Genomic DNA, 21,628 nt, shown 5'->3' with positions numbered 1-21,628 from the left:
GCCGGCGTTGTTGTCGGACCCCTGCGTGATGCTTGGCTCAGTCGGCGCGATGTCAGAAGCGCGCCAGTGCGGATTGGGGCCGAGATGGGAAACCGGGCGAACTTCGTGATCGTGAAAGATCAAGACTGGCAACTGTATTACTCGCATTGGGCGGGTTGTCGGATGCTTGATGCGCTGATCGGTGGACCGGATCTCGCGCTGCGCTATGTGCAGTCGCTGCGACCGTGCGCGAAGAACGACTGGGTGGATCCGCTGTGGGCCGACGGCGGTGCAGTGGTCGACCTCGACCGCCGCCGGCTGCTGTTCTTCGGCGACGGGTTGATGGTGAGCATGCCCGAACGCCGGGCGATGATGAGCGTGCTTGCCGCGGTGTGGCCGGGTTACTCGATCGGGTGGGCCTACGACGGAACCATCGAACTGGCCGGTTACGTCGGCGCGCAGTTGCGACTCCAATCCTGGGACGACCAGCCGGGGATCAAGCTCGCCGACGACCTGAACGTCATGTGCCACTTGGTGTCCGTCGTCGATGCCGCCGGCCGCGTTCGGATGTGGCCGCTGTGGTGGGGCGATCTCAACAAGTCCTGGCACGGACCCGCACTGCTCGACCTGCTGCCCGGTCGCGGCCTGCGGCGGGTGGCTCTCGGCAAGATCCCGGAGGGGGGCGTCCACATCGACGTTGCGCGCAAGACGGTCGGAGTGTGGCAGACCGCGGATGCGATGGGAATCTTCAAAGCCCTTCCGGAAGTGTGGAGGGGTTGGGCCACCGAGTGTTGGGAAGACCGCTTCGATCAGCAGGTTCTCGGATGCAATGGAGCACTGCGGGTCCCCGCATTGGACTTGGCGGCCGGTGTGGACGATGCGCTGGCATGGATCCGCAAAAGGGTATTCGAGAGCTTCGCCGACAGCCCGGCGGGACAGATCAGAATGATCGCGGGATTGCTGGCGCCGCTCGCGCCGGGAATGCAGGTAGGTAGCTACGCCCTGGTCAACGACGGGGTGCGGCCACGTCCCGACGAGTGGGCGCGTTTCGAGGCCGCGTGTGATGCATTGCGGGGACAGCGTGCGGCGTCTGCGTGAGCGGGCTGCGCAGGAAACCGCAACGGAAGGTTGGTGACTCTCCACACCGCGCTGGCTCACCTGCACCATGGATGTCGCGGTGCTTGTCGCCGTCAGTGGAGGGTCCGGGTGGCCTGGAGGCGATGGGCGAGGCCGCTGGCTCGCATCGCGCGCCGCTCGATTGCGGCGCGCACGGTCGCCTCCGACCCCACCACCCGGACCTTCTTCTTGGCGCGAGTGACCGCGGTGTAGAACAGCTCACGGGTCAACAACCGCGAATCCTCTTGCGGCATCAGCACAGTCACCTCATCGGCCTGGCTGCCCTGGCTCTTGTGGATCGTCATGGCGTGCATGGTTTCGACGTCGGAGAGCCGACTGGTGGCGAACTCGAGCAACTCGTCGGCACCGGCGACGACCGCGCGTAGCTGCCCTTCGCTGTCCAGCACCGTCACCCCGGTGTCGCCGTTGTAGACGCCCAGCCCGTAGTCGTTGGTCGTGACGAGCACCGGTCGGCCGGCATACCACGAGGACCAGATCGGTTCGCCCGTCGCTTCGGTTATCCAGCGCTCGATCTGCCGGTTCCAGTGCTGGACGCCGAATGGACCGCGCCGGTGCGCACACAGCAGCCGGTGCTCGTCCAGCGTGGCCAGCGCGGTCGCCGCATCGCCGAGCACGGCCGCCTGTCGCAGCCGCAACGCATGCGGCACCAGCACAGCACGCAGCCGGTCGGCAGAATCATCGCTGTCGATCCACTCGACGTGATCCCCGCCGGCCCGCAGCACGTCGACGGCCGTGCCGGTGTCGCCGGAACGGATCGCGGCCGCCAGCTCGCCGATGGATTCTCCGAACCGGTGCGAAGTCTGCAGCGCCGCGAGTGCGGCGTCCCGGGGTCCCAGCCCGTCGACCAGGTCGGCCAGCACCGCGCCGGCCTCCACCGAGGCCAACTGGTCGGGGTCCCCGACCAGCAACAGCCGCGCCTGAGGACGCACCGATTCCAGCAGCCGGGCCATCATGGTCAGCGACACCATCGACGTCTCGTCGACCACGATGACATCGTGCGGCAACCGGTTACCACGATGGTGGTAGAACCGCGACGAGGTATCGGGCCGCCTGCCCAGCAGCCGGTGCAAGGTCGTTGCCCGCAATCCCGAGACCCGTTGCCGGTCAACCGGTTCCAGCTTGTCGATTTCCAACTGCACGGCCTCATTCAACCGCGCCGCGGCCTTACCCGTGGGTGCCGACAAGGCGATGCGCAGCGGCGGTTTGCCGTCCAGTTGCGCCTGTTCGGCGAACAGTGCCAGCAGCCGCGCCACCGTGGTCGTCTTGCCGGTCCCTGGACCGCCGGTCAACACGGTCAGACCTTGTCGCAGCGCGACGGTCGCCGCCGCGCGCTGTTCCTCGTAGCCGGCCGGAAACAGACGGTTGATTCCCGGCGGATCCGGCGCCGCGTGCGCCGACAGCAGAGCAGAAAAGTCCTCGGCGACCTGTTGCTCCTCGAGCCAGTATCTGTCCAGGTACAGCAGCCGGCCGTCGTAAACTCTCAATACCGGTGGGGATCCGGCCAGCGGGCTGGCCGAGACCGCGGCGAGCAACTCGTCACCCGTCGGCCACGGCAAACCGGCCACGCCGACCTGCGATTCGACGGATCCCAAGTCGACGCACACCGAGCCGCCCCGCAGCGCGCGCACCGCCAACGCGACAGCCAGTGCAACCGTCGGGTTCGACTCACCGGCCATCGTGGTGAGTCGTTGCGCGACATGCACATCCGCGGACTCGATCACTCCGGCCTCGTTGAAAGTGAGCAAGATGCCGGTGGCGCTGACCACCCGCCGCCGGTCGGCGGGGTCGATGATCTCGGTCGACGGCGCCGTCATGCCGCCGCCGTGCGCGCGTCGAGCAGATCGGATAACTCGCTGATCAGTGCGGTCGGCGGTGCCCAGCTGAAGACCCCGGCCGGATGGCCGTCCACCATCGGAGTGGCGGGCCCGCACATCCCCCGCAGGAACAGGTACAGCACACCACCGAGATGCCGCTGCGGATCGTAATCGGGCTGCCGCCAGCGCAGAAACCGGTGCAGCACAACGCTGTACAGCAATGCCTGCAGTGGATAGTCCGAGTGCAGCATCGCCTCGGCCAGCCGCGGGCGGGTGTGGTCGGCGGCGCTCAACGGCCGGTCCGGATCACCGAGCCAGTTGGTTTTGTAATCGACGACCAGGTAGCGGGGGCCGCAGTCGGTGGAAATCCGCAGCACCGCGTCGATCGAACCGCTGAGGTAGCCGCGCAGCGACTGTCCGCCCAGCGGTTCGCCGGCCAGACGCTCGGCATACGACACCAGCGGGTCGTCGGCGGGCAGGTGTGACCGTAGCAGCCGCCCGACGTCGGCGAGTCGGATGTCGGCGGCGTCGACCCGAACGTCGCCGCCCGCGACCCGAACGTCGCCGCCCGCGACCCGAACGTCGCCGCCCGCGAGTGGGAACTCGAAGTCCAACTCGCGCAACCGGTCTCGCAGACCGATCTGACGCAACGTCAGCCCGTCGGCCAGCGGCCCCAGGGGAGTGTCGTGCATCGGGACCATGGCGGCGGCCAACTCGGCGGCCGACACGTCCAACGGCCACCACACCGCATGGGTACGGATCTGCGCCTCGAGTTCACCGGCCAGATCCGCCGCGAACGGGTCGGCGGTCTCCAGCACCGCGTGCACGAGCGTGCCGAACTTCGCGCCGGTCGGCAGCGCGCCCATCGGCGAGGGCACATCCGGCACCGCAGCGACCTCGGTCAACGGGATGTCGCTGACTTCGTCGTCCAATTCGGCGACCTCGGGCTCGCTGGTCACGCCGAGGGGTGCCGCCTGCTCGGTCACCCGGATCAGGCCCGAGTAGGAGGTACGCCGCCAGGCGGTGTCGATCGGGCGATGGAAGTGCCGGATATCCAGGTCGTGCGGCAGTAGCGGCGCGGAAACGCTTGGGGCGGAACCGATCACGGACTCCTCCAGCACCGGCCCGCCCGCGGTCTCCCACTCCTGCAGCCGGGCCCACGCCTGGTCGTCGTCGATCTTGGTCGGAATGCAGCGGTCCGGAACCACCGACTCCCCGGGTCGCCTGCCCCGCAACAGTCGCGACAGACCGCCATTGGGCTCGTCGTGCGCAGGTGACCACCAGGCCACCACCTGTGACTGGGCTCGGGTCATCGCGACATAGGTGAGCCGGCTGTCGTCGTTGGCGGATTCCTGGACACCGAGTTGTTCGACTTCGGCGAAGTCCGGGCTGTCCTTGCCGCCGACGTGCAGACAGCGCACTTCCCCGTCGTGGAACAGCACCGGCTCGCGTTGCTGGATGTTGCGATTGAACGCGAAAGGCAGATACACGATCGGGTATTGCAGGCCCTTGCTCACCCAGACCGTCATGACCTGGACGGCGGCTGCGTCGCTGTCGATTCTGCGGTTGCGTTCGCCGCCGCTACCCCGATCCTCGCGCTGGTCGCGCAGCCAATCCCGCAGTGCCGGCAACGAATAGCGCTCGCGGTGGGCGGTCTCCTGCAACAGTTGCGTGACGTGGGCCAGGTCGGTCATGTGCCGCTCGCCGCCCTGCCACGACAACACCCGGTCGCTCATGCCGCTGCGTTGCGCGGCCTCGTAGATGGCGGCCACCCCGCGTTCCCGGGCATGATCCGCCCACTCGCGCAACGTATCTGCCACCCGGTCGGTCAGCTGGTCACCGCCGGCGGCGAGGTCTTCGGCGCAGTGGCCGAAGAACATCGTCGCTGCGGCGGCACGCACCACGCCGGGGCGGTGCGGCTGGTCGAACGCCTCCAATAAGCACAACCAGTCGTCGGCGGCCGCCGAATCGAACAGATCGGAGTCGCCGGTATACACCGCCGGGATGCCTGCGCCGGTCAGAGCGCGGTGGCAGATGCGGGCGTCTCTATGAGTCTCGACGATCACCGCGACATCGCGCGCCGCGACCGGGTTGCCGTCGTAGGTTGCCCGGCTGGCCAACAGCCCGCCGATGTCGGCGGCGAGGTCGCGACCGATGTGCTCGCGCAGGTCGTCGATCTGAATGTTCTGAATCCCCTTACGGCCGAACGTAGCTCGGCGGACCACGCGAAGCCGGAACGGATCATTGCGCGGGGCGCCGACCAGCCGATGACCCCGGTGATACGCCTGCACATCGTGGACCACGATCTGCGGGTCACCCAACTCGGCCCCGTTCAGCACCGCTTGTAACCGCTCGACCAGCGCGCTGTCGCTGCGCCAGTTCGTGACCAGTGTTCGCTTTTCGCCGGCGGTTTTCGCCGCGTGCAGATAGGTGACGATATCGCCGCCACGAAACGCATAGATGGCCTGCTTCGGGTCGCCGATCAGGATCAGCGTGGACCGTCCGCTGAACGCGCGTTCGAGAACCTGCCATTGCACCGGGTCGGTGTCTTGGAACTCGTCGACCATGACGATCGGCCAGCGCTGGTGCATGCGCGCTCTGGCCGGGGAGTCGCCGGTGTCCAGCGCCTCGGCCAGCCGGCTGAGCAGATCGTCGTACCCGAGGATGCCGCGCCTACGCTTGCGGATCTCCAACTCGGACAGGACTCTTCTCGCGAAGTCGACACGCAATGCCGCAGGGGAGCCGGGTTGGGGTGCCAGGGGCCGCAGCTGCGCGCACGGGTTGTTGACCACCTTGCGGGCCATTCTGAGCGCATCCGGGTAGCTCAGTGCGGGATTGTCGCGCTGATGACCGAAATGGGCGAGATACAGATCGTCGACGATCTCGGTGATCAACTCGTCGAGGTCCTCCACCAGCGTGACACCCGCATCGGTATCACCGGCTACGCCAAGGGATTTGAGGACCAACTGGCAGAACTGATGGATGGTGGCGATCGTCGCGGCGTCGAAGCCGGCCAACGCGTCGCGCAACCGCTGCTTGCGTTCGTCGCGCTGTGTTTGGCTGCCCTCGAGCAGATGGGCGACCAGCTGGTTGTCGCCTACGGTGGTTTCGTCATCGAAAGCGACCAGCGCAGCCAGGATTTGGCAACGCACACGCTCGCGGAGTTCGAGGCTGGCCGCCCGTCCGAACGTGACGAGCAGCATCTGGTCGAGGGTGGCTCGGCCTTCGGCGATATAGCGGGTCACCAGCCCGGCCAGCGCGAACGTTTTGCCGGTGCCGGCGCTGGCTTCCAGCACCGTGGTGGACCGGTCCTTCGGAAGCGGACCCAGCAGATCGAACGGTTGCATCAGCCGGGACTCCTGTCGGCGCGCAGCATGGGCAGCCACAGACGCGCGGCGTAGGCGCCCAGACGGTTGTCCTCGCCGTCGTACTCCTCGCCCGGTCGCAGCGGTTGCATGAGTTTCGACAGCGGCGCGTACCGGCCCCAGGCGCGCTCGTGAGCGGGCGCCTTGTCCTCCCCGGGATACCGGCCGGATTTCCATCGGTATTCGGCCGGAGTCACGGGGTAGTCCCCGTTGTGCCGGGCCGCCGCCCAGGCGTAGGAAGTCTTGACAGGCAACGGGATCGGCTCGCGCCGCCCGGCGTCGTAGATCGCCACCAGCTCCCGCAGCACCTCGATCGCCGACTCCCGCGGGGGACCCAGCCCCAGCTGCCGTGGACTCGTGCCGCGCTTCGGCCGACCGATGCACACCGCCGACCAGTCCCGGCCGGGGTAGTGGGCGAACAAGGCCAACAACGGGATCCACGATCCGAGCAGATGCTTGCCGTCCAGCTTGGAGTACGTCACCGACACCAGCCGGTCGCCGAACACCTCGGGCACGGTGCCGGTCAGCCGTCTGGATCCGAGGTCGATGTCGACGTCGTAGGGTTTGGCTTCGTCGTGGCGGAACTTGCGGGCGGCCGCGGCCAGCAATCCGGCCTGATCCCGGATCTCGTTCACCTTGCGCCAGCCGAGCTGACCGGGCGGCAGGGTGCCCCGGCGCCACTCCGCCTGTCTGGCCTCGTCCGGAGCCATGCCGGCCAGGATGTCGTTGAGCATCCGGTCGCCGACCGTCCATTCCTCGAGCGCGTCGATATCGACCGGCATGGCGTCGGCCACGCCGTCGACGTCCCACGGCAGCGTGTATTCGAGGGCCCGGAAAAACCCTTTGACCGGGTCCTTGAAGAAAGTGATCAAGTCGGCGAGGACGACGTCATCCGGCGCAGGCGGCGGCAGCGGTTCGCCGATGAACTGCGGCTGCGGGGCCCGTGATCCGGTGAGCGAACGGGCCGCCCGCAGGACGATCGGGTCGAAACTGAACGGCACTGCGGGGACGAGTCGGCCGGGCTGCACATTGCGAATGTCGAAGGGCTGCAACGGATGTTCGACGACGATGCGGGAGCGGACCTTTTCCTGCGTCGTGACGTCCAGGGTGTCGAGCAGTTCGGCCAACGGTACCGCGGGTGGTCGGCGCTGACCCGAGTATTCGTTTGCGCCGGTGTAGGTGATGACCAGATGTGTGGTGGCCGCGCCGATGGCGTCGAGCAGCAGTTGGCGGTCTTCGGAACGGATGTCACGCTCACCGGTCAGCGGGCGGCGGGCCAGGACGTCGTCACCGTCGACGACACCGAGTCGCGGGAACACGCCGTCGTCGAGTCCGACCAGGCAGATCACCCGGTGCGGAACCGAACGCATCGGGACCATGGTGCAGACTGTCAGGGTGCCGGTGCGGAAGTTGGCGCGGGTGGGCCGTCCGGCGAGGTGACGCTGCAGCAACGCGCGGATGTCGGTCAGCCGCATCGGGGTTTCCGACCTCGTCCCCGCGGTGTGGAGCACGTCGGCGAACTCGCGCTGCATCTGGCTGCTCTGCCAGATGTCGGCGTCGTCGATGCGGGTCAGCAGGGCGATGCCCTCCGACAGCGCCGCCAACCACTCGCGTAACGGCCGCGTACCGGTGAGGGAGACGACCACCCGCTGCAACCGGTCGACGAATTCGGCGAATCGGCCCACCAATTCGATGCTGTTGCTGCCGACGTCGTCGAGCGGCAACGTCGAGTCGATCCAGGCGTGCGAGGCCTCCGACATCGCGACGCCGGCCAGCACCCGGTCGATGCCGAATCGCCAAGTGTTGTGGACGAAGTCGACGCCGAACGGCTGCCGGTGCTCTCGGTCGAAACCCCATCGGATGTTCGCCTGCCGGACCCAGCTGGTGATGTCCTCGAGATCGTCGTCGCTGAAGCCGAACCGGGCGCGCACCGGCGTCGCCTGGGCGAGGTTGAGCACCTCACTTGCGGTGGCACGACCCCCGGCCAACGCAAGCAGCTGCGAAGCGACACCGAGCAGCGGATTGGTCTGCAACAGGGAACGGTCGGCCAGGCACACCCGCAGCCGATGCCCGGGATGCGAGTCGTGGATCACGTCGCCCATCCCGAAGTCCGCGACGATCAACGGCGCGTAGGTCTCGATGTCGGGGCACATGACGAGGATGTCGCGCGGCTCCAGCGTCGGGTCGTCAGCCAGCAAGCCGAGCAATACCTCGCGCAGCACGTCGATCTGGCGGGTCGGACCATGACAGCTGTGCACCTGGATGGAGCGATCGTCGTGGGCCAACGAGCGTCCTTGCGCGCGGACGGCATTGGCGGTCAGGTCGGATTGCAGCCAGCCCAGCAGGGTGTCCGGGCGGTCGGCCCCGCCGAGCGCCTCATTGGTGGCCGGGCGGGCCGGCAACGCGCGTTGCAGTTCGCGCAGATCCCGACCCAGCGTCGCCAGCAGGGGGTGGCCTACCTTGCGATGGCTGGTGTCCTCGCGCCGCGGCAGGGCGCCGTGATCGCCGGCCAGGGACCGCCAGAGGTCGTCGCTGGGATGCGGCAGCCACAGATGCAACTCGTGATGGGTCGCCACGGCGTCCAGTAATTCGATGTCGGTGCATGCCAGCCGGGTGTGACCGAACAGCGAAAGCCGGGAAGGCAGATCGGCGCGGCCCGCCCGCAAGCCGGCAACCGTCTTGGCGTGCCTGATGTGCGGCGGGTCGGCCGGAACCAGCCTCACCAAGGCCCGCCACAATTCGGGCTGCCAGGCCAGATCGTCATCGAGGTCGGCTACCTCCCCGGCCAACCAGTCGACCAGCAGCCCGGGCCGTTGCCGGGCATAGGACGCGAACAACCCGGCCAGCCGGCGCGCGACCGCATACCGCCGGCCCCGACGCAATTCGGCTTCGTCGTCGACGTCGAAATGCCCGAGATGTCTTGCCAGCGTGCGGCACCACGGCTCGTCCATCGAGCAGTCGATCACCTGCAGCAGCGGCCAGGTCATCGCCTCCGGCGACCACGGGTCGTCCTCGACGGTGCCGGTGATCTCGGCGATCAGCGACGCGGGATTGCGGAACGACACGCCGGCGCACACCCCGTCGCCGCGGTCCGGCGCCGACCCCAATCGGTGGGAAAGTCGCTGGCTCAACCAGCGCTCCACGCCGCGGGCCGGCACCAGCACCAGATCCTCGGCAAACGGGTCCGACGGCGGCTCGGCCAACAGTTCGGCGAGACCGTCGGCAAGGAGATCTGTCCGTTCGGCACGGTGGAGATGAAGCGCCATTGCGGGCCACCATAGACCGGGGGGCCGACAAGTGGGCACGATGGTCGCGACCGGCCCGTTCGCCGGAGCCGTCCCTCGTGGCCGCTGGTTAACGCCGCACCGTTGACGGGCATGCTGAAACCCATGAACCGAAACGAGCTCACCGAGAAGATCGTGATTGCCCGGCTGGCCAAGGGACTGAGCTGGCAGGAACTCGCCGACGCCATCGAGCGCCCGCTGCTGTGGACGACGTCGGCGCTGCTCGGTCAGCACCCGATCCCAACCGAACAGGGCAAGGTCTTGGTGGAGATCCTGGGTTTGGACGAGTCGGCGATACCGGTGCTGGCGGCGCCTCCGATCCGCGGCGGCCTGCCCGATTCGGGAGTGCCGACCGATCCGACCATCTACCGCTTCTACGAAGCCCTGCAGGTCTACGGCGGCGCGCTCAAGGAGGTCATCCACGAACAATTCGGCGACGGCATCATGAGCGCGATCAACTTCAGTATGGACCTGCAAAAGAAGCCGCATCCGTCGGGCGACCGCGTCGTGGTCACCTTCGACGGCAAATTCCTTCCCTACCAATGGACTTCGGCACAGGACTGAAGCCCGCCAAGGAGAGACGATGACGAAACGACGTTCCAGGATGCCGCGTCGCAAACCCGTCGACCTGGTGCTGTCCGGCGGCGGTGTGAAGGGTGTCGGATTGGTAGGGGCCGTGGTCGCCGTGATGGACGCGGGCTACGCGGTGAAACGCGTGTCGGGTGTCTCCGCCGGTTCGCTGGTCGGTTCGATCCTGGCCGCAGCGTCCAACGGCGACCAGTTGACCACCGACCAGATCAAGGAGATCGCGCTCACCCTGCCGTATCAGAGATTCCGCGATACCGGACCGGTCGGGCACCTGCCCGTGGTCGGACAGGCCTGGGGACTACTGCGCGAAAACGGCTTGTACAAAGGCGATTTCGCCCACGAATGGATCCGCGGGGAGCTGAAGAACCTCGGCGTCACGACGTTCGGTGACCTCGCCCTGAACGACCGCCAGATCAGTGCCGAGCGCCGCTACCGGTTGGCGGTCACCGTCACCGACATCACGACCGGACAACTGGTGCGACTGCCCTGGGACTACCAGCGGCTGTACGGGCTGGATCCCGACGAGCAGTCGGTGGCCGACGCGGTGCGCGCGTCGATGTCGATTCCGTTCTACTTCCGGCCGGTCACGTTGACCAGTTCCGAGGGACTCACCTCGACGCTCGTCGACGGCGGCGTGCTGTCGAACTTCCCGATCGACTCGTTCGACCGACCCGATTGCAGGCCGCCGCGCTGGCCGACGTTCGGTATCACGGTGGTGCCCGATCTCCCCGAAGGCAACGACCAGTTGATCCCGGGGCTGGGCGCGCTGCGCCTGCTGGGTCCGCCGTCGGTGCTGCTCGAGCAGCTGATCACCACAATGTTCGTCGGCCACGACCAGACTTATCTGAACCAGCCCTGGGTCAGTGCCCGCGCGATCCGGGTCGATTCGACCGCGGTCAACTTCCTGGATTTCGGGATCTCGCGCCGGGACGCGGAAGCGTTGTACGACAAGGGATATGCCGCGGCCCAGGCGTTCCTGTCGACCTGGAACTGGGTCGAGTACCTCGAACAGTTCCGGCAGTACCAGTAGCCGTCGGGCGATCAGCTCGTCAAAATCTGCGGTGAGAGCTCCTTGAGCATCGCATTCGCCCAGCGCATCTGCCGTAACGTCTCGGGATGGCACCGCGAGGTCACGTCCAGCAGTTCCTCGTCTTTGGCAGCCTGGGCCGCCTGGCTGAGCAGTTCCCAGTCGAGGGACACTCCTGCGGCCAATCGGTGGACGTGGCGCAGTTCAGCCAAGAGCAGCAGTGCGGGTTCGGGGCGGTGTCGCAACATCTCACTCAGTGCGGACTGGTACCGGCCGGCGAGGGCTGAGGTGCGCGGCGTCGCGGACAGTCGCACGCCGTAGTGACGGCCGTGCTCGGCCAGCGCCCGCAGATGGCTCTGGGACCAGCCGGCGAGGTCTTGCGCCAGATGAGAGATGTCCTGATCGGACCGGTGCCGTGCCGCGATGCCGTTGAGCGTGCGCGCCAGTCTGCGTTCCGAGCGGTGCAGTTCACGGATTGCCAACTTGAGTTTCATCGTCGACCTGCCTGTCGATCTGCCGGTCGGCATGCCTGCACCTGTGCTGCGGCGGTCTTGAAGATGGGTTGCTTGGACACCGGGTCCCAATCGGTCAGGGTGAGTTCGTTGCCGGCTCGGTGGTGGCCCTGGCCGCCCGCGTCCCAGTAGCCGTAATGGAAGGGCACGAACAGCACGCCCGGACGGATCCGCCCGATCCGGGCGGCGCAAATGATGCAGCCACGCGCTGTGGTTACTTCGACGAGTTGACCTTCTTGAATGCTCAGATGCTGGGCATCGGGTTCGGAGATCTCTACCCAGACCTCCGGTGCGGCACGCTGAAGTTCCGGTGTCCGTGCGGTCTTGGTGCGGGTGTGGAAGTGGTAGACGGTGCGTCCGGTGATCAGCACGAACGGATAGTCGCCGGACGGCTTCTCGTGCGGCGGAATGTATTCCGCAGCCTTGATGATCGCTTTGCCGTACGGGTTCATGGCCCGGTATTCGGTGGGTTCCAACGGTGCGCCGGTGATCAGGTCCTTCCCGTAGGCCTCGCAGTATCCCGGGTCTGCCCAGAACTCCCCGTTGCAGTAGAGACGTTCGGTCCCGTCGGGATGCTCTGCGTTGCAAGGCCATTGGATTCCGCTGCCGCCGCGCAGTTTGGTATATGTGAGGCCGGTGTAGTCACAGGGACGACCCGCGCTGCACTTCTTCCAAGCCTCGAACGCCGATTCGGCGTCATTCCAGTAGACCAGTGGCCGGTCGTCTTTGTTGCGAAAGTCCATGCGCCGCGCGTAATCCAGGAAAATGTCCAGATCCGAGCGGGCCAGACCTGGTGGCTCGACGGCCTTTTCGGATATGTGCACGGTCCGGTCGGCATTGGTGAAGGTCCCGGTCTTCTCGCCCCAGGCCGCCGCCGGCAACACCACGTCGGCCAGTTCGGCGGTCTCGGTCAAGAAGATGTCCTGGACGACGAGGAACAGCCGGTCCTGGGAAAGTATCGTGCGGATGCGTGCCAGTTCCGGCAGAGACACCGCTGGGTTGGTCGCGGTGACCCAGAGCATGCGCAACGTGCCCTCTTCGGCGAAGCGAAACATCTGCATCGCGTGCGTGGGCGGCGCGTAGTGCGGAATCTGTTGTGGCTCGACGTTCCAGAGCTGGGCGAGTTCGGCGATGTGATCGGGGTTCGCCCAATTGCGAAACCCGGCGAGGTCGCCGTCGGCACCACACTCGCGGGTGTTCTCCGCAGTGGGTTGCCCGTTCATCTGCAGAATCCCGCAGCCCGGCCGCCCGAGCATGCCTCGCACCAGATGGATGTTGTTGACCTGAACGCTGGCAGCCGTGGCCTGGTGGGACTGGTAGAAGCCCTGCAACACCGTGGAAAGCAGTCGGTCGGCAGTACCGAGAAGCCGTGCAGCACAACGAATGTCATCAGCTTCGACACCGCAGATCTCGGCCGCGCGGCTTGGCGGGAACTCGGCCACCCGGCGACGCAGCTCGTCAAAACCGACCGTGTGCGCGGCGATGTAGTCGTGGTCCACCCAGTCGTGGGCAAGGATCTCGTGCAACAGCGCATTCATCAGCGCGACATTGGTGCCGGGCAGCGGCGCCAGATGGACGGTGGCGTGCTCGGCGACGGGAGTGCACCTGGGGTCGACGCACACGATCGCCGGCGGGTCGGATCCGGCCAGTCGATCCAGCATCCGTGCCCACAACACGGTCTGTGTTTCGGCGACGTTGTGACCGAACAGCGCGATGACGTCGGCGTGGTCGACGTCGGCGTACGAACCTGGCTGCCCGTCGCATCCGAACGATTCCTTGAGGGCCTCAGCGGCCGTGGCGGTGCACAACCGGGTGTTGCCGTCGACGTGGTTAGTCCCGATCGCCGCGTGCGAGATCACCGCCTGCGTGTAGTACTCCTCGAGAAAGAGCTGCCCGGAGGTGTAGAAGCCGATCGCGCGGGGCCCCAGCTCATTCAGAAGTTCCTTGCTACGCGCGACGATCCGCTCCATCGCGGTGTCCCAGTCGGTGGGCTGCAACTGGCCGCCAACGCGCACGAGGGGAGTGGTGAGCCGGTCTGACGAGGCGTTGGCCTGCCAACCGAACAGATCCTTCGGATCCAGCCGGCCGCGGTTCACCCGGTCCGCCACCCGGCCCCGCACCCCGACCATGCGATCGTCCTTGACAGCGATGTCGAGGCCGTCGCCGTTGGAATGCAACACCGCTGCGGACTGCACCCAACGGTCCACGGACCCGACACCGGGGGCGAGGAATTCGTCGAAGCGCTCAGGCCACTGCTCGCCCGCTCCGTACGGAGTCCGCGTTCCCCATGGGTCGGCAATGCGATCCACCGCCATGACGGACGCTTACCCGGCGGCGGGTGGTCGAAACGCTGCAGCCGGGTGTCTAGCTCAGAGCCCGAACTCCTTCTCGATCCCGTCGATGCCGGCACGGATCGCTTTGAGCGCGTCCCTGCGGGCACGCAACTTGGTCGCGGCATGAGCCTGCTGATTGAGGCGGGCGAATTCGTGCGCGGCTTCCTCGGCGCGGGCGACCACCATGTCCGGCAGCGCCATCTCGTCGATGAGCCCGCCAGCCAGCGCGGTCTCCCCGAAGAATGTCTTGGCCAGGCCGGTGGCCTGTTGGTAAGCCGCGCGCGTCAGGCGCAACTGCAGGATCTCCAAAGCGGCCCACGGGATGACCATCCCGATGGCGACCTCGTTGGCCTGAATGTTGTAGGCGTGGGCGGCAATTCGGTGATCGCCGGAGCACAGCAGGAACGCGCCCATCGCAATGGCCGGGCCAGTGCAGGCCATCACGACCGGCTTGGGGTAGGACAGCAGCCGGTACGCCAGCTCGAATCCGCCGCGCAGCATGTCGATTGCGGGCTGCGCTTCACCGGACGTCAGGATTTTCAGGTCGAATCCGCCGCTGAACACCCGCTCGTTGCCCGTGATCACCAGCGCCCCGACGTTGTCGCTGTCGGCCTGGTCGATGGCGTCGTTGAGGGCCTGCTGCATGCCGGGACCCAGTGCGTTGACTTTGCCGTCGTCCATCCGGATCACCCCGATCGATTGGTCGTGGGTGTAGACGACCGGACCGCTCATGGGTGACTCCTTCGCTGCGGGCAACGGGGTCGATTCTTACACGCGCTGGCTGCGGTGCTTACCCAGCTCGTTCTCGGCGTCGCCCCAGCGCAGACTGACGTCGGTGGGCTCGTCGAGCTGCCGGGTCCGCCACCGGTCCTGGGTTTCCTGAACGGCGCGGTTGATGCGGTCGATCTCGCCGCGGAACACCTCCGGGCGGGTCTCCTTGCTGGCGTAGTGGAAGTAGGTCAGCAGGCTGCGCAGCAACTCCAGCTTCTGCTTCTCCCGCTTGGCCAGGTCGTGCGTCGTCATCAACTCGATGCGCTGAACCGGCGGCAGCGCATCCCAGTCCAGCACCACCTTGGTCTGCAGGGGGCGCCGGTCCCGCTGCCAGAACCTCCAGCCGCGCGGCGACTCGGGACGGTCGTAGTAGGTCACCGTGCCTTCGAAGCGGGACTCGACGCCGTGGCCGATCTCGGCGCGGTCCAGCGCCGAATCCCACACCATCCGCCACTCCTGGCCGGGAGCCAGCGTCGGCAACTCCCGGGGCAGCTGAAGCTCCACCACGTCGGCGTAGCCGTCGGAAGCATTCTCGTACTCGGCGACAGTCGGGGGGTGCGGAAAGTTGAACCGAACGTCGTAGGCCGCGGTGCGCCCGAAATTGCGCACGACCAGTTCGATGACGTGCCAGTCCGCGACGTGCGGCTCCATCAACATGCCGACGTAGGGCCTGGTCTTCTCGGCGGCCAGGGCACGGTTCCGTTGCAGTTGCCGGTGGGTGAAGATCAGCGCGGCGACGCCCAGCGCCAGAGCCGCCCACGCGGCCCACGCCAGCCAGGTGCTGGACTCCACGTCCTCGATCCCGTGCCAGCTGCCTTGGACCCACCCCATGGAATCCGCCCTCCGCTCGCCGAATATAGCTGTGATGATCGTAGAGGGGCTTCCTGTGTATTGCTGCCAGACCTATCGACCGTGCACAGAATAATTCTCTGTGTTCGCCGGAGTGGTCAGCCGCCCATCAGCATCCGCCATTGGTCGAGGTTGGCGGGGCGGTACACGTAGTTGGTGCGTTTGACCTCCGACAGCGCGGCGCTCGGATCCGCCGCATACCAGTGCCCGGGGAAAACCGTCGGGTCACCCGGGAGCGTGGCGAGCTGCTGCAGGCTGCGATACATCTCGTCGGAATCGCCGCCGGGGAAATCGGTCCGCCCGCACCCTTCCAGGAACAGCGTGTCTCCGGCGACCAGCCGTCCGTCGAGCAGGAAACACTGGCTGCCCGGTGTGTGACCCGGTGTATGCAGCAACTCGATCTCGATGTCGCCGATGCTGATCTTGTCCCGGTGTTCGTGGGTGGTCAGGTCAGTCATCGGGATGCCGGTGATCCGGGAAACCCACAGCGCCTCATGGGTATTGACGTGCACCGGCACGTTCACCCGCTCCAGCAACTCGGCCAGACCTTTGAGCTCGAATCCCATCATCGAGCCGCCGATGTGGTCCGGGTGGTGGTGCGTCACCAACACTCCGGACAGATGCAGGCCGTCGGCTTCCAAGGCGTCGACCAGATCGTTTGCGGCGTAGGCCGGGTCGACCACGACGCAGTCACCGGTCTGACGGTCACCGATCAGGTAGGCGAAGTTGCGCATCTGGGCGGCGATCGGGTCGCCGGCGGCGAAGTCGCGACCCGAGAGCAATTGGCGGAAATAGAGGCGTTCCGAGTCAGGCACGTCACCAGGGTATGGGGCGCCGGAAATGCGGCTCAACCTGGCCTTCAACCAGGTGCGGGGCACCTGCGTAGTGAGTAAAGTTGGTACATGCTGAAGAGGGTCGAAATCGTGGTTGACGACTCTTTGCTGCAAGAGGTCATCCACAAGCACCACCTGGCCGACGCGCGCGAAGCGGTCTATCTCGCGCTGAAGGCTTTGCTCGACGACGCGGACAACATGGAGCACGAACCGCAGGACGAAGAATACGACGAGTTCAGCGACATGGGTGCCTGGCGTCTGCACCCGAGCAGCGGCTCCGTCTGACCCCGTCGCCGACCGGCGGTTTGGTGACGTTGTGCGCCAGGTTGTACCCTCTCTTGAGCCCTTGAAGCGCACCCGCACGACTGGTCGCTACGGGTGACGGCCCCCTTAGCTCAGTCGGTAGAGCGTTTCCATGGTAAGGAAAAGGTCAACGGTTCGATTCCGTTAGGGGGCTCGGCGGACGCCGAGCAAGGCGGACGGCACGTACCAGAGGCGATGTAGCTCAGTCGGTTAGAGCGAACGACTCATAATCGTTAGGTCGCCGGTTCGAGTCCGGCCATCGCTACAAGACAACATTGGGACTTCGAAAGAGATTCGAGAGAGAAAACTCATGGCTTCCAGTACCGACGTCCGGCCGAAGATCACCCTGGCGTGCGAGGTGTGCAAGCACCGCAACTACATCACCAAGAAGAACCGCCGCAACGACCCGGACCGGCTCGAGCTGAAGAAATTCTGCCCGAATTGCGGCAAGCATCAGGGCCACCGCGAGACGCGGTAACTGCGCAGGTGCCCACAATCTGAGTAGTTAGGTTCAAAAGCCGTGCCGTTGAGCGCAGACATCGTCGGGATGCACTATCGCTACCCCGACCATTACGTGGTCGAACGGGAGAAGATCCGCGAGTACGCCGTCGCGGTTCAGAATGACGACGCCGCATTCTTCACCGAGGAAGCCGCCGCCGAACTGGGCTACTCGGGCCTGGCTGCCCCGCTGACCTTCATCTGCGTCTTCGGGTACAAGGCCCAGTCGGCCTTCTTCGATCACGCGAATATCGCGATCTCCGACGAGAAGATCGTGCAGATCGACCAGATCCTGAAATTCGAGCGTCCGATCGTGGCGGGCGACAAGCTTTATTGCGATGTCACCGTAGATTCAGTACGCGAGGCGCACGGTACGCAAATCATCGTGACCAAGAACATCATCACCAACGAAGCCGGTGAGATCGTTCAGGAGACTTACACAACTCTGGCGGGTCGCGCCGGCGAGGACGGAGAGGGATTTTCTGATGGCTCTGCGTGAGTTCAGTTCGGTGCAGGTGGGTGACCAGCTCCCGGAGCGGACCTACCCGCTGACCCGCCAGGACCTGGTCAACTACGCCGGGGTGTCTGGTGACCTGAACCCCATCCACTGGGACGACGAGATCGCCAAGGTGGTGGGGCTGGACACCGTGATCGCGCACGGCATGTTGACGATGGGAATCGGCGGCGGTTACGTCACCTCGTGGGTCGGGGATCCCGGTGCCGTGACCGAATACAACGTGCGCTTCACCGCGATCGTCCCGGTGCCCAACGACGGCAAGGGCGCCGAGCTGGTGTTCAGCGGCCGGATCAAGTCCGTCGACCCGGAGAGCAAGTCGGTGACCATCGCCCTGACGGCCACCACCGGGGGCAAGAAGATTTTCGGCCGGGCCATCGCCTCGGCGAAGTTGGCATAGCGGATGGCACTCAAGACCGACATCCGCGGGATGACGTTCGAGTACCCCGACTACTTCGAAGTGGGCCGTGAGCAGGTCCGTCAGTTCGCCCGATCCACCAAATGCGACCACCCGGCCAGCTTCGACGAGGAGGCGGCCGCGGAACTCGGCTACGACAACATCATTGCTCCGCTGACCTTCGTGACGATCCTGGCGAAGCTCATCCAGGACGACTTCTTCCGCAATGTCGACGTCGGATTCGAAACCATGCAGATCGTGCAGGTCGACCAGAAGTTCGTCTACCACACGCCGGTGCGGGTCGGCGACAAGCTCTATGGCAGCCTGCGCATCGAATCGGTCAACGAGCGGTTCGGCGCCGACATCGTGGTCACCAGGAACTTCTGTCACAACCAGGATGGAGTTCTGGTCTTGGAGGCATACACGACCCTGATGGGCCACGAAGGCGACAACTCGATTCAGCTCAAATGGGACAAGGAATCGGGCCAGGTCGTCAGGACCGCGTAATTAGTATCTGGGACCTGCGTGGATGTACACTCGGACCTCGGGTTTTCCCATCACCAGCGCGCTGTCCGTCGGTTCGCAGTACCGAACGGGGAGCGCGCGAGTCGTGTAAGCCCGCAAAGGGGCGTAGCTCAACTGGCAGAGCAGCGGTCTCCAAAACCGCAGGTTGCAGGTTCAAGTCCTGTCGCCCCTGCTGAACGACGCGTCTGGTGACGACGCAGGCCGGCATGGCCTGAGGAGGAGCCGGACCGGAGGGGTGTCGTGCCATGGTGGACACTGGGAAGAGTGGCCATCCGCGAGGCACGGCCCGCGGGACAGCAGACGAACGAAGGAGCGTGCGGTGAGCGACGAAGGCGACGTTGCCGACGACGCCGCAAGCGACGGCGGTGACACCGACGACAGCGGTGGTCGTACGGCCGTGGTGACCAAGGCGGCGGCGCGGCCGCAACGGCCGACGGGCAAGCGGTCCCGTCAGCGCGCGGTGACGGTCGACGAAGACGGCGACGACGAGTCAACCGCGGTCGACCTCGCCAAGAAGGAGTCGGGCAAGAAAGACACCGGCAAGACTGCCAAAGGTAAGTCGGTTCAGAAGGACAAGGCCAAGAAGTCGAAGAAGGCCGGTTCGTCCAGCACGGTCAACCCGTTCGTTTTCGTCTACAACTACCTCAAGCAGGTTGTGGCCGAGATGCGCAAGGTGATCTGGCCCAACCGCAAGCAGATGCTCACCTACACCTCGGTGGTGCTGATCTTCCTGGCCTTCATGGTTGCGCTGGTATCCGGCGCGGACCTGGGCTTGAGCAAGCTCGTGCTGCTGGTGTTCGGCTGAGACTTTCCAGTAATAGAGAGGACTGAAAACCGTGACTACCTTCGACGGTGACACGTCCGCGGGTGAGGCGGTCGACGTGCAGGAGGCCCCGGAAGACGCCGCGACTCCGGCCGAGGAGGTCGACCCGGCCGCCGCGCTCAAAGCGGAGCTGCGCGCCAAGCCCGGCGACTGGTACGTCATCCACTCCTACGCGGGTTACGAGAACAAGGTGAAAGCCAACCTCGAAACCCGGGTGCAGAACCTCGACGTCGGCGACTACATCTTCCAGGTGGAGGTGCCCACCGAAGAGGTCACCGAGATCAAGAACGGCCAGCGCAAGCAGGTCAACCGCAAGGTGCTGCCCGGCTACATCCTGGTGCGGATGGACCTCACCGACGACTCGTGGGCCGCGGTGCGCAACACACCGGGCGTGACCGGGTTCGTCGGCGCGACGTCGCGCCCGTCGGCGCTGTCGCTGGACGACGTGGTGAAGTTCCTGCTGCCGCCGGGGTCGGCCAAGAAGGCCGCCAAGGGCGCGGCCAGCACCGCCGCAGCTGCGGAAACGGGCGGTCTGGAGCGTCCGGTCGTCGAGGTCGACTACGAGGTCGGCGAATCGGTGACGGTGATGGACGGGCCGTTTGCCACGCTGCCGGCCACCATCAACGAGGTCAACGCCGAACAGCAGAAGCTCAAGGTGCTGGTCTCCATCTTCGGCCGCGAAACACCGGTCGAGCTGACCTTCAGCCAGGTCTCCAAGATCTAGCCCGCCGGGCAATCGAATTCAGGAAGGAACGTAGAACACTCATGGCCCCGAAGAAGAAGAAAGTCGTCGGGCTGATCAAGTTGCAGATCACCGCCGGGCAGGCCAACCCTGCCCCGCCGGTCGGTCCCGCGCTCGGCCAGCACGGCGTCAACATCATGGAGTTCTGCAAGGCGTACAACGCCGCGACGGAGAACCAGCGCGGCAACGTGATCCCGGTGGAGATCACGGTCTACGAGGACCGCAGCTTCACGTTCGCGTTGAAGACGCCGCCCGCGGCCAAGCTGCTGCTCAAGGCGGCCGGTGTGCAGAAGGGCTCGGCGGAGCCGCACAAGACCAAGGTCGCCAAGGTCACCTGGGACCAGGTCCGCGAGATCGCCGAGACCAAGAAGACCGACCTCAACGCCAACGACGTCGACGCCGCCGCCAAGATCATCGCCGGCACCGCCCGGTCGATGGGCATCACCGTCGAATAGTTCTCGACACAGCAGAACGCGTGGGAGGGCCAGCTTCGGCCCGATCAACCACGAACCCAACACAGATTGGACAGGTCAATGAGCAAGAACAGCAAGGCATACCGCGCGGCCGCCGAGAAGGTGGACCGCAGCAACCTCTACACCCCGCTGCAGGCGGCCAAGCTGGCCAAGGAGACGTCGTCGACCAAACAGGACGCAACCGTCGAGGTGGCGATCCGGCTCGGCGTCGACCCGCGCAAGGCCGACCAGATGGTCCGCGGCACGGTGAACCTGCCGCACGGCACCGGTAAGACGGCGCGGGTCGCGGTGTTCGCGGTCGGTGAGAAGGCCGATGCTGCCGTCGCCGCGGGGGCTGACATTGTCGGCAGCGACGACTTGATCGAGAAGATCCAGGGCGGCTTCCTGGACTTCGACGCCGCGATCGCCACCCCCGACCAGATGGCCAAGGTGGGGCGTATCGCCCGGGTGCTGGGCCCGCGTGGCCTGATGCCCAACCCCAAGACCGGGACCGTCACGCCCGACGTCGCCAAGGCCGTCAGCGACATCAAGGGCGGCAAGATCAACTTCCGCGTCGACAAGCAGGCCAACCTGCACTTCGTCATCGGCAAAGCGTCGTTCGACGAGAAGAAGCTGGCCGAGAACTACGGCGCCGCGCTGGACGAGGTGCTGCGGCACAAGCCGTCGTCGTCCAAGGGGCGCTACTTGAAGAAGGTGACCGTGTCGACCACGACGGGCCCCGGCATCCCGGTGGACCCGTCGATCACGCGCAACTTCACCGCCGAGGGGTAGGTTTTTCTGCGCGAGCAGCTAACCAGGGGGCTGCGCCCCGCCGTGGAGGATGAAAATTCTGCGGTGTGGTTCGGCTTGGTCGGGCGGTTG

20 protein-coding genes and 3 tRNA genes are annotated in these 21,628 nt (G+C 66.0%); 15 read left to right on the top strand and 8 right to left on the bottom strand.

Annotated elements, in window-relative coordinates:
• Positions 1-111: 111 nt before the first annotated feature.
• Entirely contained in the window at positions 112-1,077 is a 966-nt protein-coding gene (locus tag AC5Y46_RS11790) for a hypothetical protein (RefSeq protein WP_499944355.1), read from the top strand.
• 92 nt (positions 1,078-1,169) lie between these two features.
• Here AC5Y46_RS11790 and recD read toward each other — a convergent pair whose 3' ends face one another.
• The 3 genes from recD to recC are packed head-to-tail and all read right to left on the bottom strand — an operon-like array spanning position 1,170 to position 9,561.
• Positions 1,170-2,930: an exodeoxyribonuclease V subunit alpha gene (gene recD, locus AC5Y46_RS11785; protein ID WP_499991174.1), complete on the bottom strand. Its 1,761-nt coding sequence runs from the start codon at positions 2,928-2,930 to the stop codon at positions 1,170-1,172.
• A complete protein-coding gene (gene recB / locus AC5Y46_RS11780) occupies positions 2,927-6,277 on the bottom strand; it encodes an exodeoxyribonuclease V subunit beta (protein ID WP_499944357.1) in 3,351 nt (1,116 codons plus the stop codon). Before recB ends, recD begins: the two co-directional genes overlap by 4 nt.
• Positions 6,277-9,561: an exodeoxyribonuclease V subunit gamma gene (recC, locus tag AC5Y46_RS11775; protein ID WP_499991173.1), complete on the bottom strand. Its 3,285-nt coding sequence runs from the start codon at positions 9,559-9,561 to the stop codon at positions 6,277-6,279. Before recC ends, recB begins: the two co-directional genes overlap by 1 nt.
• Before the next feature lie 123 nt (positions 9,562-9,684).
• On the opposite strand from recC, the gene cynS reads away from it, so the two are divergent.
• Together cynS and AC5Y46_RS11765 are read left to right on the top strand one after the other, a co-directional pair.
• Positions 9,685-10,143: a cyanase gene (gene cynS, locus AC5Y46_RS11770; RefSeq protein WP_499944359.1), complete on the top strand. Its 459-nt coding sequence runs from the start codon at positions 9,685-9,687 to the stop codon at positions 10,141-10,143.
• Between the two features lie 19 nt (positions 10,144-10,162).
• Positions 10,163-11,197 carry a patatin-like phospholipase family protein gene (locus AC5Y46_RS11765; protein WP_499991170.1) on the top strand — a complete coding sequence of 345 codons (1,035 nt, stop codon included), beginning with the start codon at positions 10,163-10,165 and terminating at the stop codon, positions 11,195-11,197.
• An 11-nt stretch (positions 11,198-11,208) separates the two neighbouring features.
• On the opposite strand, the gene AC5Y46_RS11760 is transcribed toward AC5Y46_RS11765, so the two are convergent.
• From AC5Y46_RS11760 to AC5Y46_RS11740, 5 genes are all read right to left on the bottom strand, one after another.
• Entirely contained in the window at positions 11,209-11,688 is a 480-nt protein-coding gene (locus tag AC5Y46_RS11760; RefSeq protein ID WP_499991169.1) for a hypothetical protein, read from the bottom strand.
• On the bottom strand, positions 11,685-14,021 hold the full coding sequence (locus tag AC5Y46_RS11755) for a molybdopterin oxidoreductase family protein (RefSeq protein WP_499991167.1): 2,337 nt from the start codon (positions 14,019-14,021) through the stop codon (positions 11,685-11,687). The genes AC5Y46_RS11760 and AC5Y46_RS11755 overlap by 4 nt, the downstream gene beginning before the upstream one ends.
• Positions 14,022-14,075: 54 nt before the next feature.
• Entirely contained in the window at positions 14,076-14,771 is a 696-nt protein-coding gene (locus tag AC5Y46_RS11750) for a crotonase/enoyl-CoA hydratase family protein (RefSeq protein WP_499991165.1), read from the bottom strand.
• Positions 14,772-14,807: 36 nt separating this feature from the next.
• Entirely contained in the window at positions 14,808-15,641 is an 834-nt protein-coding gene (locus AC5Y46_RS11745) for a DUF8453 domain-containing protein (RefSeq protein ID WP_499991164.1), read from the bottom strand.
• A gap of 116 nt (positions 15,642-15,757) precedes the next feature.
• On the bottom strand, positions 15,758-16,474 hold the full coding sequence (locus AC5Y46_RS11740; RefSeq protein ID WP_499944365.1) for an MBL fold metallo-hydrolase: 717 nt from the start codon (positions 16,472-16,474) through the stop codon (positions 15,758-15,760).
• Positions 16,475-16,561: 87 nt separating this feature from the next.
• On the opposite strand from AC5Y46_RS11740, the gene AC5Y46_RS11735 reads away from it, so the two are divergent.
• From AC5Y46_RS11735 to rplA, 12 genes are all read left to right on the top strand, one after another.
• Positions 16,562-16,777, top strand: a complete 216-nt coding sequence (locus AC5Y46_RS11735; RefSeq protein WP_499944366.1) for a type II toxin-antitoxin system VapB family antitoxin — start codon at positions 16,562-16,564, stop codon at positions 16,775-16,777.
• Between the two features lie 99 nt (positions 16,778-16,876).
• Positions 16,877-16,949 (top strand) — tRNA-Thr (locus tag AC5Y46_RS11730).
• A 37-nt stretch (positions 16,950-16,986) separates the two neighbouring features.
• Positions 16,987-17,060, top strand: a tRNA-Met gene (locus AC5Y46_RS11725).
• Between the two features lie 45 nt (positions 17,061-17,105).
• Positions 17,106-17,273 carry a 50S ribosomal protein L33 gene (rpmG, locus tag AC5Y46_RS11720; protein WP_036352522.1) on the top strand — a complete coding sequence of 56 codons (168 nt, stop codon included), beginning with the start codon at positions 17,106-17,108 and terminating at the stop codon, positions 17,271-17,273.
• 42 nt (positions 17,274-17,315) lie between these two features.
• On the top strand, positions 17,316-17,792 hold the full coding sequence (hadA, locus tag AC5Y46_RS11715) for a (3R)-hydroxyacyl-ACP dehydratase subunit HadA (RefSeq protein WP_499991162.1): 477 nt from the start codon (positions 17,316-17,318) through the stop codon (positions 17,790-17,792).
• Positions 17,779-18,207, top strand: a complete 429-nt coding sequence (hadB, locus tag AC5Y46_RS11710) for a (3R)-hydroxyacyl-ACP dehydratase subunit HadB (RefSeq protein WP_499944368.1) — start codon at positions 17,779-17,781, stop codon at positions 18,205-18,207. The genes hadA and hadB overlap by 14 nt, the downstream gene beginning before the upstream one ends.
• Positions 18,208-18,210: 3 nt before the next feature.
• Positions 18,211-18,711, top strand: a complete 501-nt coding sequence (hadC, locus tag AC5Y46_RS11705) for a (3R)-hydroxyacyl-ACP dehydratase subunit HadC (RefSeq protein ID WP_499991160.1) — start codon at positions 18,211-18,213, stop codon at positions 18,709-18,711.
• A 117-nt stretch (positions 18,712-18,828) separates the two neighbouring features.
• Positions 18,829-18,901 (top strand) — tRNA-Trp (locus tag AC5Y46_RS11700).
• 147 nt (positions 18,902-19,048) lie between these two features.
• The gene (gene secE / locus AC5Y46_RS11695) at positions 19,049-19,534 is read left to right on the top strand and encodes a preprotein translocase subunit SecE (RefSeq protein WP_499944370.1); all 486 of its coding nucleotides are present in this window, start codon (positions 19,049-19,051) and stop codon (positions 19,532-19,534) included.
• 31 nt (positions 19,535-19,565) lie between these two features.
• Positions 19,566-20,276: a transcription termination/antitermination protein NusG gene (nusG, locus tag AC5Y46_RS11690; RefSeq protein WP_499944371.1), complete on the top strand. Its 711-nt coding sequence runs from the start codon at positions 19,566-19,568 to the stop codon at positions 20,274-20,276.
• Positions 20,277-20,317: 41 nt separating this feature from the next.
• Positions 20,318-20,749: a 50S ribosomal protein L11 gene (rplK, locus tag AC5Y46_RS11685; RefSeq protein ID WP_463825760.1), complete on the top strand. Its 432-nt coding sequence runs from the start codon at positions 20,318-20,320 to the stop codon at positions 20,747-20,749.
• Positions 20,750-20,827: 78 nt separating this feature from the next.
• Positions 20,828-21,538: a 50S ribosomal protein L1 gene (gene rplA, locus AC5Y46_RS11680; protein WP_499991158.1), complete on the top strand. Its 711-nt coding sequence runs from the start codon at positions 20,828-20,830 to the stop codon at positions 21,536-21,538.
• Positions 21,539-21,628 lie beyond the last annotated feature (90 nt).

The sequence above is a fragment of the Mycobacterium sp. NGS59 genome (assembly GCF_059812345.1).
This window is presented reverse-complemented; position numbering and strand designations above follow the sequence as displayed.